10 protein-coding genes are annotated in these 12,971 nt (G+C 63.9%); all 10 read left to right on the top strand.

Annotated features, from left to right (window positions below; translation table 11 throughout):
* The 10 genes from murG (at position 1) to recN (ending at position 12,923) form a co-directional block, all read left to right on the top strand.
* On the top strand, positions 1–1,125 hold the full coding sequence (gene murG / locus NLY33_RS15825; protein ID WP_023705550.1) for an undecaprenyldiphospho-muramoylpentapeptide beta-N-acetylglucosaminyltransferase: 1,125 nt from the start codon (positions 1–3) through the stop codon (positions 1,123–1,125).
* Complete coding sequence (gene murC, locus NLY33_RS15830; RefSeq protein ID WP_023668277.1) at positions 1,125–2,531, top strand: UDP-N-acetylmuramate--L-alanine ligase; 1,407 nt, start codon at positions 1,125–1,127, stop codon at positions 2,529–2,531. The genes murG and murC overlap by 1 nt, the downstream gene beginning before the upstream one ends.
* A complete protein-coding gene (murB, locus tag NLY33_RS15835) occupies positions 2,528–3,493 on the top strand; it encodes a UDP-N-acetylmuramate dehydrogenase (RefSeq protein WP_027050618.1) in 966 nt (321 codons plus the stop codon). Before murC ends, murB begins: the two co-directional genes overlap by 4 nt.
* Before the next feature lie 302 nt (positions 3,494–3,795).
* Positions 3,796–4,722 (top strand): D-alanine--D-alanine ligase, encoded by a 927-nt coding sequence (locus tag NLY33_RS15840; protein ID WP_023705549.1) that lies wholly within the window; start codon positions 3,796–3,798, stop codon positions 4,720–4,722.
* Positions 4,710–5,651: a cell division protein FtsQ/DivIB gene (locus tag NLY33_RS15845; RefSeq protein ID WP_023682134.1), complete on the top strand. Its 942-nt coding sequence runs from the start codon at positions 4,710–4,712 to the stop codon at positions 5,649–5,651. The genes NLY33_RS15840 and NLY33_RS15845 overlap by 13 nt, the downstream gene beginning before the upstream one ends.
* Complete coding sequence (gene ftsA, locus NLY33_RS15850) at positions 5,648–6,955, top strand: cell division protein FtsA (protein ID WP_023688034.1); 1,308 nt, start codon at positions 5,648–5,650, stop codon at positions 6,953–6,955. The genes NLY33_RS15845 and ftsA overlap by 4 nt, the downstream gene beginning before the upstream one ends.
* Before the next feature lie 66 nt (positions 6,956–7,021).
* Positions 7,022–8,680, top strand: a complete 1,659-nt coding sequence (gene ftsZ / locus NLY33_RS15855) for a cell division protein FtsZ (RefSeq protein ID WP_023705548.1) — start codon at positions 7,022–7,024, stop codon at positions 8,678–8,680.
* A 271-nt stretch (positions 8,681–8,951) separates the two neighbouring features.
* Positions 8,952–9,899: a UDP-3-O-acyl-N-acetylglucosamine deacetylase gene (gene lpxC / locus NLY33_RS15860; RefSeq protein ID WP_023707723.1), complete on the top strand. Its 948-nt coding sequence runs from the start codon at positions 8,952–8,954 to the stop codon at positions 9,897–9,899.
* A gap of 262 nt (positions 9,900–10,161) precedes the next feature.
* The gene (locus NLY33_RS15865) at positions 10,162–11,031 is read left to right on the top strand and encodes an outer membrane protein assembly factor BamD (RefSeq protein WP_023668284.1); all 870 of its coding nucleotides are present in this window, start codon (positions 10,162–10,164) and stop codon (positions 11,029–11,031) included.
* A gap of 218 nt (positions 11,032–11,249) precedes the next feature.
* A complete protein-coding gene (recN, locus tag NLY33_RS15870; protein WP_023707724.1) occupies positions 11,250–12,923 on the top strand; it encodes a DNA repair protein RecN in 1,674 nt (557 codons plus the stop codon).
* Positions 12,924–12,971: the final 48 nt, after the last annotated feature.

A 12,971-nucleotide genomic window follows, 5' to 3' on the forward strand; every position in this document is an offset into this window, starting at 1 on the left:
ATGGCGCGGGGTGTCATCCTTCTCGCGGCTGGCGGAACCGGCGGACATCTGTTTCCGGCCGAGGCGCTGGCGCATGAGCTGATCGAGCGCGGCTGGGGCGTGCATCTGGCGACGGACGACCGCGCCGAGCGCTTTGCCGGCCATTTCCCGGCCGCCGCCATCCATCCGATCCAGTCGGCGACGATGGGCTCGAAAAACCCCGCCGCTCTGCTCGGAGCGTTCTGGAAGATCTGGCGCGGCGTGCGCCAGGCCTCTGCCGTCATCGCCAGGATCAAGCCTGATGCGGTCGTCGGCTTTGGCGGTTATCCGACCTTGCCACCGCTCTATGCCGCGACGCGGCGCAAGCTGCCGACGCTGATCCATGAGCAGAACGCAGTGATGGGCCGCGCCAACCGGGCGCTGTCCGGGCGTGTCGATGCGATTGCCGGCGGCTTCCTGCCGCAAGATGAAAGTGCCACAGGCGCCAAGACGGTGACGACAGGCAATCCGGTCAGGCCGCCAATCCTGGAGGCGGCCAAGACGCCCTACACCGCATCCAAAGGGGCGGATCCGTTCAGGCTCCTGGTGTTCGGCGGCAGCCAGGGCGCGCAGTTCTTTTCCGACGCCATGCCGACGGCGATCGCACTTCTGCCGGAGGCGCAGCGCAAGCGGCTGGTGATCACCCAGCAGGCCCGCGCCGACGACGTGGCGCGGGTGAAGGCCGGCTATGCGGCACTCGGCGTCCATGTCGAGGTCTCGCCCTTCTTCACCGACATGGCACAGCGCATGGGCGCGGCGCATCTGGTGATCTCGCGCTCCGGCGCCTCGACGGTTTCGGAGATCGCCGTCATCGGCCGGCCGGCGCTGCTGGTGCCTTATCCCTATGCGCTGGATCACGATCAGGCGGCGAACGCAGCCGCCCTTGCCGCGGCGGGCGGCGGCGAGGTGCATCCGCAATCGTCACTGTCGCCGGAGCGCATCGCGGCTCTCATTGGCGGGCTGATGGACACTCCCGAGCGGCTGACGGCCATGGCTGCCGGAGCGAAGTCGGCTGGCCGGCCGAACGCGGCACGGTTGCTCGCTGATCTCACAGAGGCTATTGCGTCCAGAAAAACCGTTTCGGATTTCAGGAAAGGGACGCATTGATGAAGATGCCGCAGACCATCGGCCTTGTGCATTTCATCGGCATTGGCGGCATCGGCATGAGCGGCATCGCCGAGGTTCTGCACAATCTCGGCTACAAGGTGCAGGGTTCGGACCAGGCCGACAGCGCCAATGTCCAGCGGCTGCGCGACAAGGGCATCGAATGCTTTGTCGGCCACAAGGCCGAGAATATCGGCGCGGCCGAAGTGGTGGTCGTCTCCACCGCGATCAAGAAATCCAATCCCGAGCTGAAGGCCGCGCGCGAAAAACTGCTGCCGATCGTGCGCCGGGCCGAGATGCTGGCCGAACTGATGCGCTTCCGCCAGGCGGTCGCGATCGGTGGCACGCATGGCAAGACCACAACCACGTCGATGGTGGCGACGCTGCTCGATGCCGGCGGGCTCGACCCGACGGTGATCAATGGCGGCATCATCAATGCCTATGGCACCAATGCCCGTATGGGCGATGGCGAGTGGATGGTGGTCGAAGCCGACGAAAGCGACGGCACCTTCCTCAAGCTGCCGGCCGAGATCGCCGTCGTCACAAACATCGATCCCGAGCATCTGGACCATTATGGCAGTTTCGACAAGGTGCGCGAGGCGTTCCGGCAATTCGTCGAGAACGTGCCGTTCTACGGTTTTGGCGTGATGTGCACCGACCATCCGGAAGTACAGGCGCTGGTCAGCCGCATCGAGGACCGCCGCGTCATCACCTATGGCGAGAACGCGCAGGCCGATGTGCGTTTCACCAACCACCGGATGGCCGGTGCCGTCTCGGCATTCGACGTGGTGATCCGCGACCGCAAGACCGGCGGCCAGACGACGATATCGGATCTGCGGCTGCCGATGCCCGGCCGCCACAACGTCTCCAACGCCACCGCCGCAATTGCGGTCGCGCATGAACTCGGCCTATCGGCCGAAGCGATCAAGAAAGGGCTGTCGTCCTTTGCCGGCGTCAAGCGGCGCTTCACCCACACCGGCTCGTGGAACGGCGTCGACATCTTCGACGATTACGGCCACCACCCGGTCGAGATCACGGCGGTGTTGAAAGCGGCGCGCAGCGCCACCAAGGGCCGCGTCATCGCCATTGCGCAGCCGCACCGCTTCACCCGGCTGCACGATCTGTTCGACGAGTTTTCGGTCTGTTTCAACGATGCCGACACGGTGATGGTGGCGCCGGTCTATGCGGCGGGCGAGGAGCCGATCGACGGCGTGACCTCGGAGGCGCTGGTGTCGCGCATCCGCTCCGGGGGCCATCGCGATGCGCGCTACGTCGAAACCCCTGCCGCGATTTCGCCCGTCATCCGCGCGTTGGCGAAACCGGGCGACTTCGTCATCTTCCTGGGCGCCGGCAACATCACCCAATGGGCCTATGCGCTGCCTGGGGAACTCGGCGGTACCGTCTCATGATGCGCGGCCAGGACCTGCTCGACAAACTTGGCGACCGGCTTGCCGGCCTGCGCGGCCGCATCACGCCCAATGCCGAGATGGACAAGATCACCTGGTTCCGCGCCGGCGGTCTGGCGGACGCCCTGTTCCAGCCGGCCGACGAGGAGGATCTGGCTGCCTTCCTGCGCGCCGTGCCGGAGGACATCCCGCTCACCATCGTCGGTGTCGGCTCCAACCTCCTGGTGCGCGACGGCGGCATTCCGGGTTTCGTCATCCGGCTTTCGGCCAAGGGCTTTGGCGAAGCCGAGGTGGTTTCGCCGACCGTCATCAAGGCCGGTGCTGCGACGCCCGACAAGCGCGTCGCGGCCGTCGCTTATGAGGCCGGTATTGGCGGCTTTCATTTCTATCACGGCATTCCCGGCGCCATCGGCGGGGCGCTGAGGATGAATGCCGGCGCCAATGGCGTCGAGACGCGGGAACGTGTCGTCGAGGTTCGGGCGCTCGACCGCAAGGGCAATCTCCACACCCTCAGCAATGAAGACATGGGCTATGCCTATCGTCACTCGGCCGCACCTGCCGGGCTGATCTTCACCTCCGCCGTTTTCGAAGGTGTTCTGGAAGACCAGGAGGCGATCAAGGCGGCCATGGACGCCGTCCAGACGCATCGCGAGACGGTGCAGCCGATCCGCGAGAAGACCGGCGGCTCGACCTTCAAGAATCCGGAAGGCACCTCGGCCTGGAAGGAAATCGACAAGGCCGGCTGCCGCGGGCTGATGATCGGCGGCGCGCAGATGTCGCCGATGCACTGCAACTTCATGATCAACACCGGAACAGCGACCGGATACGACCTCGAATATCTCGGCGAGACGGTGCGCGCCCGCGTGCTTGAAAATTCAGGCATCCGCCTGCAGTGGGAAATCAAGCGGCTCGGCAATTTCCGCCCCGGCCATGCCGTGCAGGAATTCCTCGGACAGCTTCTTTAGCGCAAGCTGAAGTTCATGTGATGCTTGAACTTCAAACGGTCTGAAACAACAGCGCCACCGTTGCTCCAAAGACTCACAACACGCTTTTTCCGGCCGTTTTCGCGGAAAGTGAATCTGTCGGAATCATAAGCACTTGCCAGCGAATCAACTCTCTGATTCTCTGCCTTAAAGCGTTTCCTGATTTGAGTCGTTCGACGCGTCGACCGCGTTTTCCGTCTGGGGGGCAACCTGCCGGGAGACTCGGACTCAATCTGGTCGCTGAATGCGTGGTTGCGGGCCCGCCGTGAGAGGGATGACGGGATATGAAGAACAAGCATGTGGCTGTCCTCCTGGGCGGATTCTCGTCCGAGCGGCCCGTGTCTCTGTCTTCGGGAAAGGCGTGTGCGGATGCGCTTGAGAATGAAGGCTACCAGGTTACCCGCGTCGATGTTGCGCGCGATGTCGGCGCCGTGCTCGCCGAACTCAAGCCCGATGTCGTCTTCAACGCACTGCACGGCCCGTTCGGTGAAGACGGCACCATCCAGGGCATCCTCGAATATCTGGCCATTCCCTACACCCATTCGGGCGTGCTCGCCTCGGCGCTCGCCATGAACAAGGAGCAAGCCAAGAAGGTCGCCAAGGCTGCCGGCATCGCGGTGGCGGAATCGAAGGTTGCCAGCCGCTTTGCCATCCAGAACAAGCATCCGATGAAGCCGCCCTACGTGGTCAAGCCGGTCAATGAAGGCTCAAGCTTCGGCGTCGTCATCGTGCATGAAGGGCAGTCGCATCCGCCGCAGGTCATCGGCTCGTCCGAATGGAAATATGGCGAGACCGTCATGGTCGAGCGCTACATCCATGGGCGCGAGCTGACCTGCGCCGTCATGGGCGACGTGGCGCTCGGCGTCTGCGAGATCATTCCGACCGGCCATTCCTTCTACGACTATGATTCAAAATACGTCGCCGGCGGATCAAAACACGAAATCCCTGCTAAAATTTCATCAAATATTTACCAAAAAATACAGACACTGGCGCTCAAGGCACATCTGGCTATCGGCTGCCGGGGCGTTTCCCGATCGGACTTCCGCTATGACGACCGTCACTCCGAAAACGGCGAGATTGTCTGGCTCGAGATCAACACTCAGCCGGGCATGACGCCGACGTCTTTGGTGCCTGAAATCGCCGCCCAGGCCGGGCACTCGTTTGGCGAATTGTTGAGTTGGATGGTGGAGGACGCTTCGTGTCTGCGTTGAAATGGGGACAGGACAAGGGCAGGGGCGGCGCCGGGCCGGCGCTGTTCGGCATGTCGTTGTCGTTCGACCATTTCGTGCTGCCGCGCGTGCTGCGCCGGCCGGTGCGCGTGCTGGCGCGCCTGGGCGGCGGCGACTTCGTCGCGCCGCGCTTTTCCGCGGCCATCCTTTCGGCTTCGCTCATTGCATCAAGCAGCCTCTATGGCGCCATTCTCGGCGGTCATGCCGACGACATCGTCCAGAGCATCACCGCCCGGACCGGCTTTGCCGTCGACCAGATCAAGGTGGTCGGCAACCGCCAGACTTCGGAGATCGACATACTGGACCGGCTCGAGCTCGACGGCTGGACGTCACTGATCGGCTTCGATGCCGAGGCCGCGCGTGAACGTATTGATACCTTGCCCTGGGTCGAAGTGGCGGCGGTGCGCAAGGTCTATCCACATACGCTGGAAGTGCGTGTCGAGGAGCGCGAGCCCTTCGCGCTCTGGCAGCAGGGCGCGGAGCTTTCGGTCATCGAACGCTCCGGCGCGGTGATCGCGCCGTTCTCCGGCGGCAAGCAGGCGCTGCTGCCGCTGATCATCGGCACCGGCGCACCGGCCAAGGCGCCCGACTTCGTGGCCAAGATCAACAAATTTCCCGAGCTCGCGGCTCGGGTCAAAGGCTATATCCGCATCGGCGAACGGCGCTGGGATCTTAAGCTGGAAAACGGCATCACGATCAAGCTGCCCGAGGATGGCGAGGATCAGGCGATCGCCGATCTGGTTCGGATGGACCACGACAACGGGCTTCTGACGCGGGACATCGCCGCCGTCGACATGCGCATCTCCGATCGCCTGGTGGTACAGCTGACGCCGGAAGCGGCGACGCAGCGCCAGGCCGCGCTCAATGAAAAGCCGCAAAATCTGAAGCGCAAGTCGGGGACGAAGATATGAGCTGGCTTGGCGGCAACAGCGATGCCTCTTCGCGGCGTTCCGGCACGCTCACCGTGCTGGATGTCGGCTCGAGCAAGGTTTGCTGCGTGGTGGCGAAACTGAAGCCGCGCGAGGACGGCAAGCTGTTGCGCGGCCGCTCGCACCGCATCCAGGTGATCGGCATCGGCCACCAGAAATCGCAAGGCGTGAAGTCGGGCGTGGTCGTCGATCTCGACCGCGCGGAGCACGCCATTCGCCTGTCCGTCGACGCAGCCGAACGCATGGCGGGACTGACCGTGGATTCGCTGATCGTCAACATGACGGCCGGCCGGCTGAAGAGCGAAACCTATTCGGCCACCATCAATCTCGGTGGCCATCAGGCCGACGAAGCCGACATCAAGCGCGTGCTTGCCGCCGGCGCCAAGCAGGCGCTCAAGGCCGAACGCGACGTGATCCATTCGCTGCCCGTCGGCTTTTCGCTGGACGCCGAGCGCGGCGTGCGCGATCCGCGCGGCATGGTCGGCGACCAACTCGGCGTCGATATGCATGTGCTGACGGGCGATGCCGCGCCGCTGCGCAATCTGGAGCTATGCATCAACCGCTCGCATCTTTCGGTCGAGCGCATGGTGGCGACGCCCTATGCCAGCGGGCTTGCGGCCCTGGTCGACGACGAACTGGAAATGGGTGCGGCCTGCATCGACATGGGCGGCGGCACGACGACCATCTCGGTGTTTTCGGAAGGCAAATTCGTCCACGCCGATGCCATTGCCATCGGCGGCAATCATGTGACGCTCGATATGGCCAAGGGCCTGTCGACCTCGCTCGACGCCGCGGAGCGGCTGAAGGTGATGCATGGTTCGGCGCTGCCCGGCAGTGCCGACGATCGCGACCTGGTCTCGATCCAGCCGATCGGCGAAGACGGCGAGATGCCGCTGCAGATCCCGCGCTCGGTGATGACGCGCGTCATCCGCGCCCGCATCGACGAGACGCTGGAACTGTTGCGCGACCGGCTGAACAAGTCGGGCTACGGCAATGCCGTGGGAAAACGCGTCGTGCTGACCGGCGGCGCCAGCCAGCTTGCGGGTCTCCCCGAGGCGGCGCGCCGCATTCTGGGACGCAATGTGCGCATCGGACGCCCGCTCGGCGTGGCGGGCCTGCCGGAAGCTGCCAAGGGGCCGGCTTTCTCGACGGCGGTCGGGCTGCTGATCTATCCGCAGATGGCGAGCTTCGAGAGCCATCCGGCGAAAGGAATTTCCGGTCTCAGGATGACCGGAACGGGCGGAAAACTGCATCGCATGAGTCAGTGGTTGAGAGACAGTTTCTAATTGACGGGGACAGCCCCATAGGCGGCCGCGGCGGCGAAGCGGCGGGAAAGGCAAAGGACGGAGACAATGACGATCAATCTGCAAAAGCCGGACATCACCGAGCTCAAGCCGCGGATCACCGTATTCGGTGTCGGCGGCGGCGGCGGCAATGCCGTCAACAACATGATCACCGCGGGCTTGCGCGGTGTCGAGTTCGTCGTGGCCAACACCGATGCACAGGCGCTGACCATGTCGAAGGCCGAGCGGCTGATCCAGCTCGGCGCGCATGTCACCGAGGGGCTCGGCGCCGGCTCGCAGCCTGAAGTGGGCCGTGCGGCGGCGGAAGAGTGCATCGATGAGATCATCGATCATCTCTCCAACACCCATATGTGCTTCGTCACCGCCGGTATGGGTGGCGGCACCGGAACCGGTGCGGCTCCCGTGGTTGCCCGCGCGGCGCGCGAACGGGGTATCCTCACCGTCGGCGTCGTCACCAAGCCGTTCCATTTCGAAGGCCAGCGCCGCATGAAGACGGCGGATCTCGGCATCGAGGAGCTGCAGAAATGTGTCGATACCCTGATCGTCATCCCCAACCAGAACCTGTTCCGGCTGGCGAATGACAAAACCACCTTTGCCGACGCCTTCGCCATGGCCGACCAGGTGCTCTACTCCGGTGTTGCCTGCATCACCGACCTGATGGTCAAGGAAGGCCTGATCAATCTCGACTTCGCCGACGTGCGTTCGGTGATGCGCGAAATGGGCAAGGCGATGATGGGCACCGGCGAAGCTTCGGGCGAGGGCCGCGCGATGGCCGCCGCCGAGGCGGCGATCGCCAATCCGTTGCTCGACGAGACCTCGATGAGGGGCGCCAAGGGCCTGCTGATCTCGATCACCGGCGGCCGCGACCTGACCCTGTTCGAAGTCGACGAGGCCGCGACCCGCATCCGCGAGGAAGTCGACCAGGACGCCAACATCATCCTCGGCGCCACCTTCGACGAGGAACTCGAAGGCGTCATCCGCGTCTCGGTGGTCGCCACCGGCATCGACAAATCGGCAGCTGAAATTGCCGCGGCGCCGATCTCGATCCGGGCCGTGCCGCCGCAGCAGAAGCCGGTCAGCCGCCCAGCGGCTCCGGGGGCGGAAGGCCGTCCGGCACCGGTCCAGCAGCAGACCTATGAGCAGCGCGCGGCCGATCCGGTGGCCGAGGCGATCCAGCTTGCCGAGGCCAATGCGGCGGCAATGGCTCGTCCGGCGCCGATGGCCCAGGCGGAAGATTTCCGCCCGCAGAGCAAGATCTTCCAGGCCCCGCCTGCCCAGCCGCAGCCTGTCGTGCAGCAGGTGATGCAACCGGCGCCGATGCGGGAAATGCCGCAGCCGGTGGCTGCCGCACCGCAGCGCATGCCGCGGGTGGAGGATTTTCCGCCGGTGGTGCGGGCCGAGGTGGAAGCCAAGGGCCGTCCGGCCGACCATGAAAACAGCGGGCCGATGGGGCTGCTCAAGCGGCTGACCAACGGGCTGACGCGCCGCGAAGAAGAGCCGGCCCGGTTGCAGCCGGCACAGCCGCGCGAACCGAAACTGCGCCAGGCGGCGCCGGAAATGCGCCGCCTTGCCAGCCAGGATCCGCAGCTTTACGCGCCGCGCCGCGGCCAGCTCGACGATCAGGGCCGGTTGACGCCGCAGACCAGGTCGACCCAGGAAGACGACCAGCTGGAGATACCGGCTTTCCTGCGCCGCCAGGCCAACTGAGCCGTTAACGGTATGTAACACTTGTTAACAGGCAGACGAGAGATTGTCTGCCTGTTAACGTTTAAAGTGGTTTAATAACAAGGCGTTACGATGTGACGCTCAAGGTCTGTCGCGGTTACACAGAGTAAGAAACCGTGATTTGGAGTCTCCCTGACAGACCATTATCTTTGCCGCAGCACTTTCGGTGTGCTGGGATTCGGGGAAGTGGCCCTGCCTGCCGATAAAAAAGAGCCGCGCCTTTTGGGTTAAAGCGGACTTAGGCGTTTGGGCTATGGGGTTTGTCTTGCAAGACTATCAGACGACACTGAAATCGCGTGCAACGCTGACCGGTACCGGCGTTCACAGCGGCAAACCGGTCACCGTCAATTTCCTCCCTGCGGACGCCGACACCGGCGTGCTCTTCCACCTTTCGAACGGAAGCGAGAGCCGCGAGTTCCGCGCGCTGGTTGCTGAAGTCGGCGCGACCGATCTCTGCACCATGCTCGGCGATCCGGCAGGCGAGCATATCGCCACCGTCGAACATCTGATGGCGACGCTTTTCGGGCTCGGCATCGACAACATCGTCATCGAGATCGACGGTCATGAGGTTCCGATCCTCGATGGCAGTGCGGTGGCGTTCGTGGAAGCCATCGACCAGGCCGGCATCGAGACGCTGGCGGTCAAGCGCCGCTACATCAGGGTGGTCAAGCCCGTCCGCATCGAGAATGGCGCGTCCTGGGCCGAGTTCAGGGCCTATAGCGGCACGCGCTTCGAGGTCGAGATCGATTTCGAAAGCCCGGCGATCGGCCGTCAACTGTTCGCCTCCGACATCAACCCCGACATCTTTCGCCAGGATATCGCGCGCGCCCGCACCTTCGGCTTCATGAAGGATGTCGAGCGGCTGTGGGCGGCCGGCTATGCGCTGGGCTCCTCGCTGGAGAACTCGCTGGTGATCGGCGACGACAACCGGGTGATCAACATGGGTGGCCTGCGCTATCCCAATGAGTTCGCTCGCCACAAGACGATGGACGCCATGGGCGACCTGGCGCTGGCCGGCGCCCGTTTCATCGGTTGTTTCCGCTCCTATCGCGGCGGTCACCGGATGAATGCGGCTGCTTTGCGGCGACTTCTGTCCGACCGTTCGGCCTTCGAGGTCGTCGAGACCACGCGCCGCGAGCGCGGCCGCACCGCCGAGATGAGCGCCGTCACCGGCCCTGTCTTTGCACCTTGGGTGATCTGATTCTTAACGTATTTCTGGCTTTCTGAACGCTGGCCGGTGTTGCACGGATGCATCACCGGCGGTGAAAGTGCATAGCTTTCCGGGCAACACCAAGCCGCCACAAAAATGTGCGATTGGCTAGACATAGCGTTGCTGGGCAAGGCAGTTATGGTTTATGGCTGCTGCCGTCTGTTAGGCGCATGTCGCTCAAAAGTGGGGATCAGTTTTGAGGGAACGCCATGCGAAAGGCATTGAACTAACGCCGAAAGGGCGCAATCCAATCATGTTCTTCAAGCGAGTTGGTCAATCGAAAGCGCCGTATCGGGCTGTTTTCCTGGCGCTTTCGGTGGTTGTGCCATCGCTCTTCCTCTCGGCCTGCATGTCGTCCGAGAAAGACGTCGACCTGTCGACCTATGTCGACCAGACCGAACCGGCCGACGTCCTTTACAATCAAGGCCTTGCCAATCTCAATGCCGGCCGCCTGGATGAGGCGAGCAAGAAGTTCGACGCCGTCGACCGCCAGCACCCCTATTCGGAATTCGCCCGCAAATCGATGGTGATGGGCGCCTTCGCCGACTATCGCGCCGGCCGTTATGACGAAGCGATCGGCTCGGCCAAGCGCTATCTCACGCTCTATCCGTCGACCGACGACGCGGCTTACGCCCAGTATATTATCGGGCTGAGCTACTACAAGCAGATCAAGGACGTCACCCAGGATCAGAAGGAAGCACGCCAGACCGTGCAGACGATGCAGGATCTGGTGACGCGCTGGCCGACGTCGGAATATGTCGACGACGCCAAGGAAAAGATCCGTTTCGCCAACGACCAGCTGGCCGGCAAAGAGATGCAGATCGGCCGCTATTATCTCGAGCGGCGCGAATACATTGCTGCCGTCAAGCGCTTCCGCAACGTTGTCGAGAACTATTCCAACACCCGCCATGTCGAAGAGGCGCTGGCGCGTCTGGCCGAAAGCTATTACGCCATGGGCTTGACCTCGGAAGCGCAAACCGCCGCTGCGGTGCTCGGCACCAATTATCCCGACAGCCAATGGTACAAGGATACCTACAAGCTGTTGCAGAGCAACGGGCTTGAGCCGCGCGAGAATGCCGGATCGTGGATATCCAAGGCCGGCAAGCTGATCACCGGCGCCTGACGCCCGAGCATCGACTGAGGCGGAACGCGCTTTTCGGATTGATCCGACGCTCAAACAAAAAGATAGTGCGGCGCTGCGACTCCATCGGTCGCATGCCGCTTCACAGCGGTTCAGTGGTTTGATTGAGGCGCTGAACCGTCCTAACTTTTTGTTCTACGCAATTCCGGACGGAAAACCGCTACGCACTTTTCCCGGAATTGCTTGAGGTCCGGGTTCTGATGCTTTCCAGACTGTCGATCCGCGATATCGTCCTGATCGAGAAGCTGGATATCGACTTCCAGCCCGGCCTTTCCGTGCTGACCGGTGAAACCGGCGCCGGCAAATCCATCCTTCTCGACGCGCTGTCGCTGGCGCTTGGCGCGCGCGGCGACGCCTCGCTGGTGCGCCACGGCGCGGCACAGGGCCAGGTCATTGCCGTCTTCGATGTGCCGCGCAACCACCCGGTGCGCGCGCTGCTGGCCGAAAACGCCATCGAGGATGACGGCGACATCATCCTGCGCCGGCTGCAGACCGCGGATGGCCGCACCCGTGTCTTCGTCAACGACCAGCCGTCCAGCGTCACCCTGATGCGCGACATCGGCCACGCGCTGGTCGAGATCCACGGCCAGCATGACGAGCGGGCTCTGGTCGATCCCGGCGCCCATCGCGAATTGCTGGACAGTTTTGGCGGCCATCTGGGCGCTGCCCGCGCGACCGGCGAGGCGTGGCGCTGTTGGCGTGGCGCCGAGCAGGAGTTCGTCAGGCACCGCGCCAAGGTCGAGGCAGCGGCGCGCGAGGCCGATTATCTCAGGGCCTCGGTGGCGGAACTGGCAAAGCTCGATCCGCAGCCCGGCGAAGAGACGCAACTGGCCGAATTGCGCGCCACGATGATGCGGGCCGAAAAGATCGCCTCGGAAATACACGATGCGCAGGATGTGCTGTCAGGCCCGTCCTCGCCACTGCCGCAACTGGCCAGTTTGCTCCGGCGCCTGCAGCGCAAGGCCAGCGAAGCGCCGGGCCTGCTCGAGGATGTGGTGAAGTCGCTGGATGAGGCGATGCTGTCGCTGGATGCAGCGCAATCGGGCGTCGAGGCGGCACTGCGCGCTACCGAATACGACCCGCAGCGGCTGGAGAAGGCGGAGGAGCGGCTGTTTTCGCTGCGTGCGGCCTCACGTAAGCACAGTGTGGCCGTCGACGATCTGGCGCAACTGCGCGACACCATGTCCGCCGATCTCGCCGATCTTGATGCCGGCGAGGGGCGCCTGCATCTCTTGGAAAAGCAGGCCTCAGCGGCGCGCGAAGCCTACGATATTTCCGCAGCCCAGCTGTCCTCGCTTCGCCATGCGGCCGCGGTCGGCCTGACCAAGGCTGTGATGGCCGAATTGCCGGCGCTGAAACTGGAACGGGCTGAGTTCATCGTCGAACTGGCCAGCGATGGCGAGAACCGCATGGAAGAAGGCATCGACCAGGTCGAGTTCTGGGTGCGCACCAATCCCGGCACCAGGCCTGGGCCGATGATGAAGGTCGCTTCCGGCGGCGAGCTGTCGCGCTTCCTGCTGGCGCTCAAGGTGGCGCTGGCCGACCGTGGCTCGGCGCCGACATTGGTCTTCGACGAGATCGACACCGGCGTCGGCGGCGCCGTGGCCGATGCGATCGGCCAAAGGCTGGCCAGGCTGTCGAAGCGCGTGCAGGTGCTGTCGGTCACGCATGCTCCGCAAGTGGCGGCACGCGCGGCAACGCATTTCCTGATCTCCAAATCCGGCGGCTCGGACAAGGTCGCCACCGGCATTGCCGAGATGGACCGGGCGGCGCGCCAGGAAGAGATCGCGCGCATGCTGGCCGGCGCCACCATCACCGAAGAGGCGCGCGCAGCCGCCGAACGGCTGCTGCGCGAGAATATTGCTGCAGCGTAGTCGTCGCAAGGCTTTCGGACTGAGTCAGGATATGGCTCCATCCCGCTG

It is taken from the genome of Mesorhizobium sp. C432A (genome assembly GCF_030323145.1).
Taxonomy (GTDB): Bacteria; Pseudomonadota; Alphaproteobacteria; order Rhizobiales; family Rhizobiaceae; genus Mesorhizobium.

Coding starts and splice junctions, on each gene's coding strand:
- recN (WP_023707724.1), top strand. CDS start 11,250: ATGCTTTCCAGACTGTCGATCCGCGATATCGTCCTGATCGAGAAGCTG.
- ftsA (WP_023688034.1), top strand. CDS start 5,648: ATGAGCTGGCTTGGCGGCAACAGCGATGCCTCTTCGCGGCGTTCCGGC.
- lpxC (WP_023707723.1), top strand. CDS start 8,952: ATGGGGTTTGTCTTGCAAGACTATCAGACGACACTGAAATCGCGTGCA.
- murB (WP_027050618.1), top strand. CDS start 2,528: ATGATGCGCGGCCAGGACCTGCTCGACAAACTTGGCGACCGGCTTGCC.
- murC (WP_023668277.1), top strand. CDS start 1,125: ATGAAGATGCCGCAGACCATCGGCCTTGTGCATTTCATCGGCATTGGC.
- murG (WP_023705550.1), top strand. CDS start 1: ATGGCGCGGGGTGTCATCCTTCTCGCGGCTGGCGGAACCGGCGGACAT.
- ftsZ (WP_023705548.1), top strand. CDS start 7,022: ATGACGATCAATCTGCAAAAGCCGGACATCACCGAGCTCAAGCCGCGG.
- NLY33_RS15865 (WP_023668284.1), top strand. CDS start 10,162: ATGTTCTTCAAGCGAGTTGGTCAATCGAAAGCGCCGTATCGGGCTGTT.
- NLY33_RS15840 (WP_023705549.1), top strand. CDS start 3,796: ATGAAGAACAAGCATGTGGCTGTCCTCCTGGGCGGATTCTCGTCCGAG.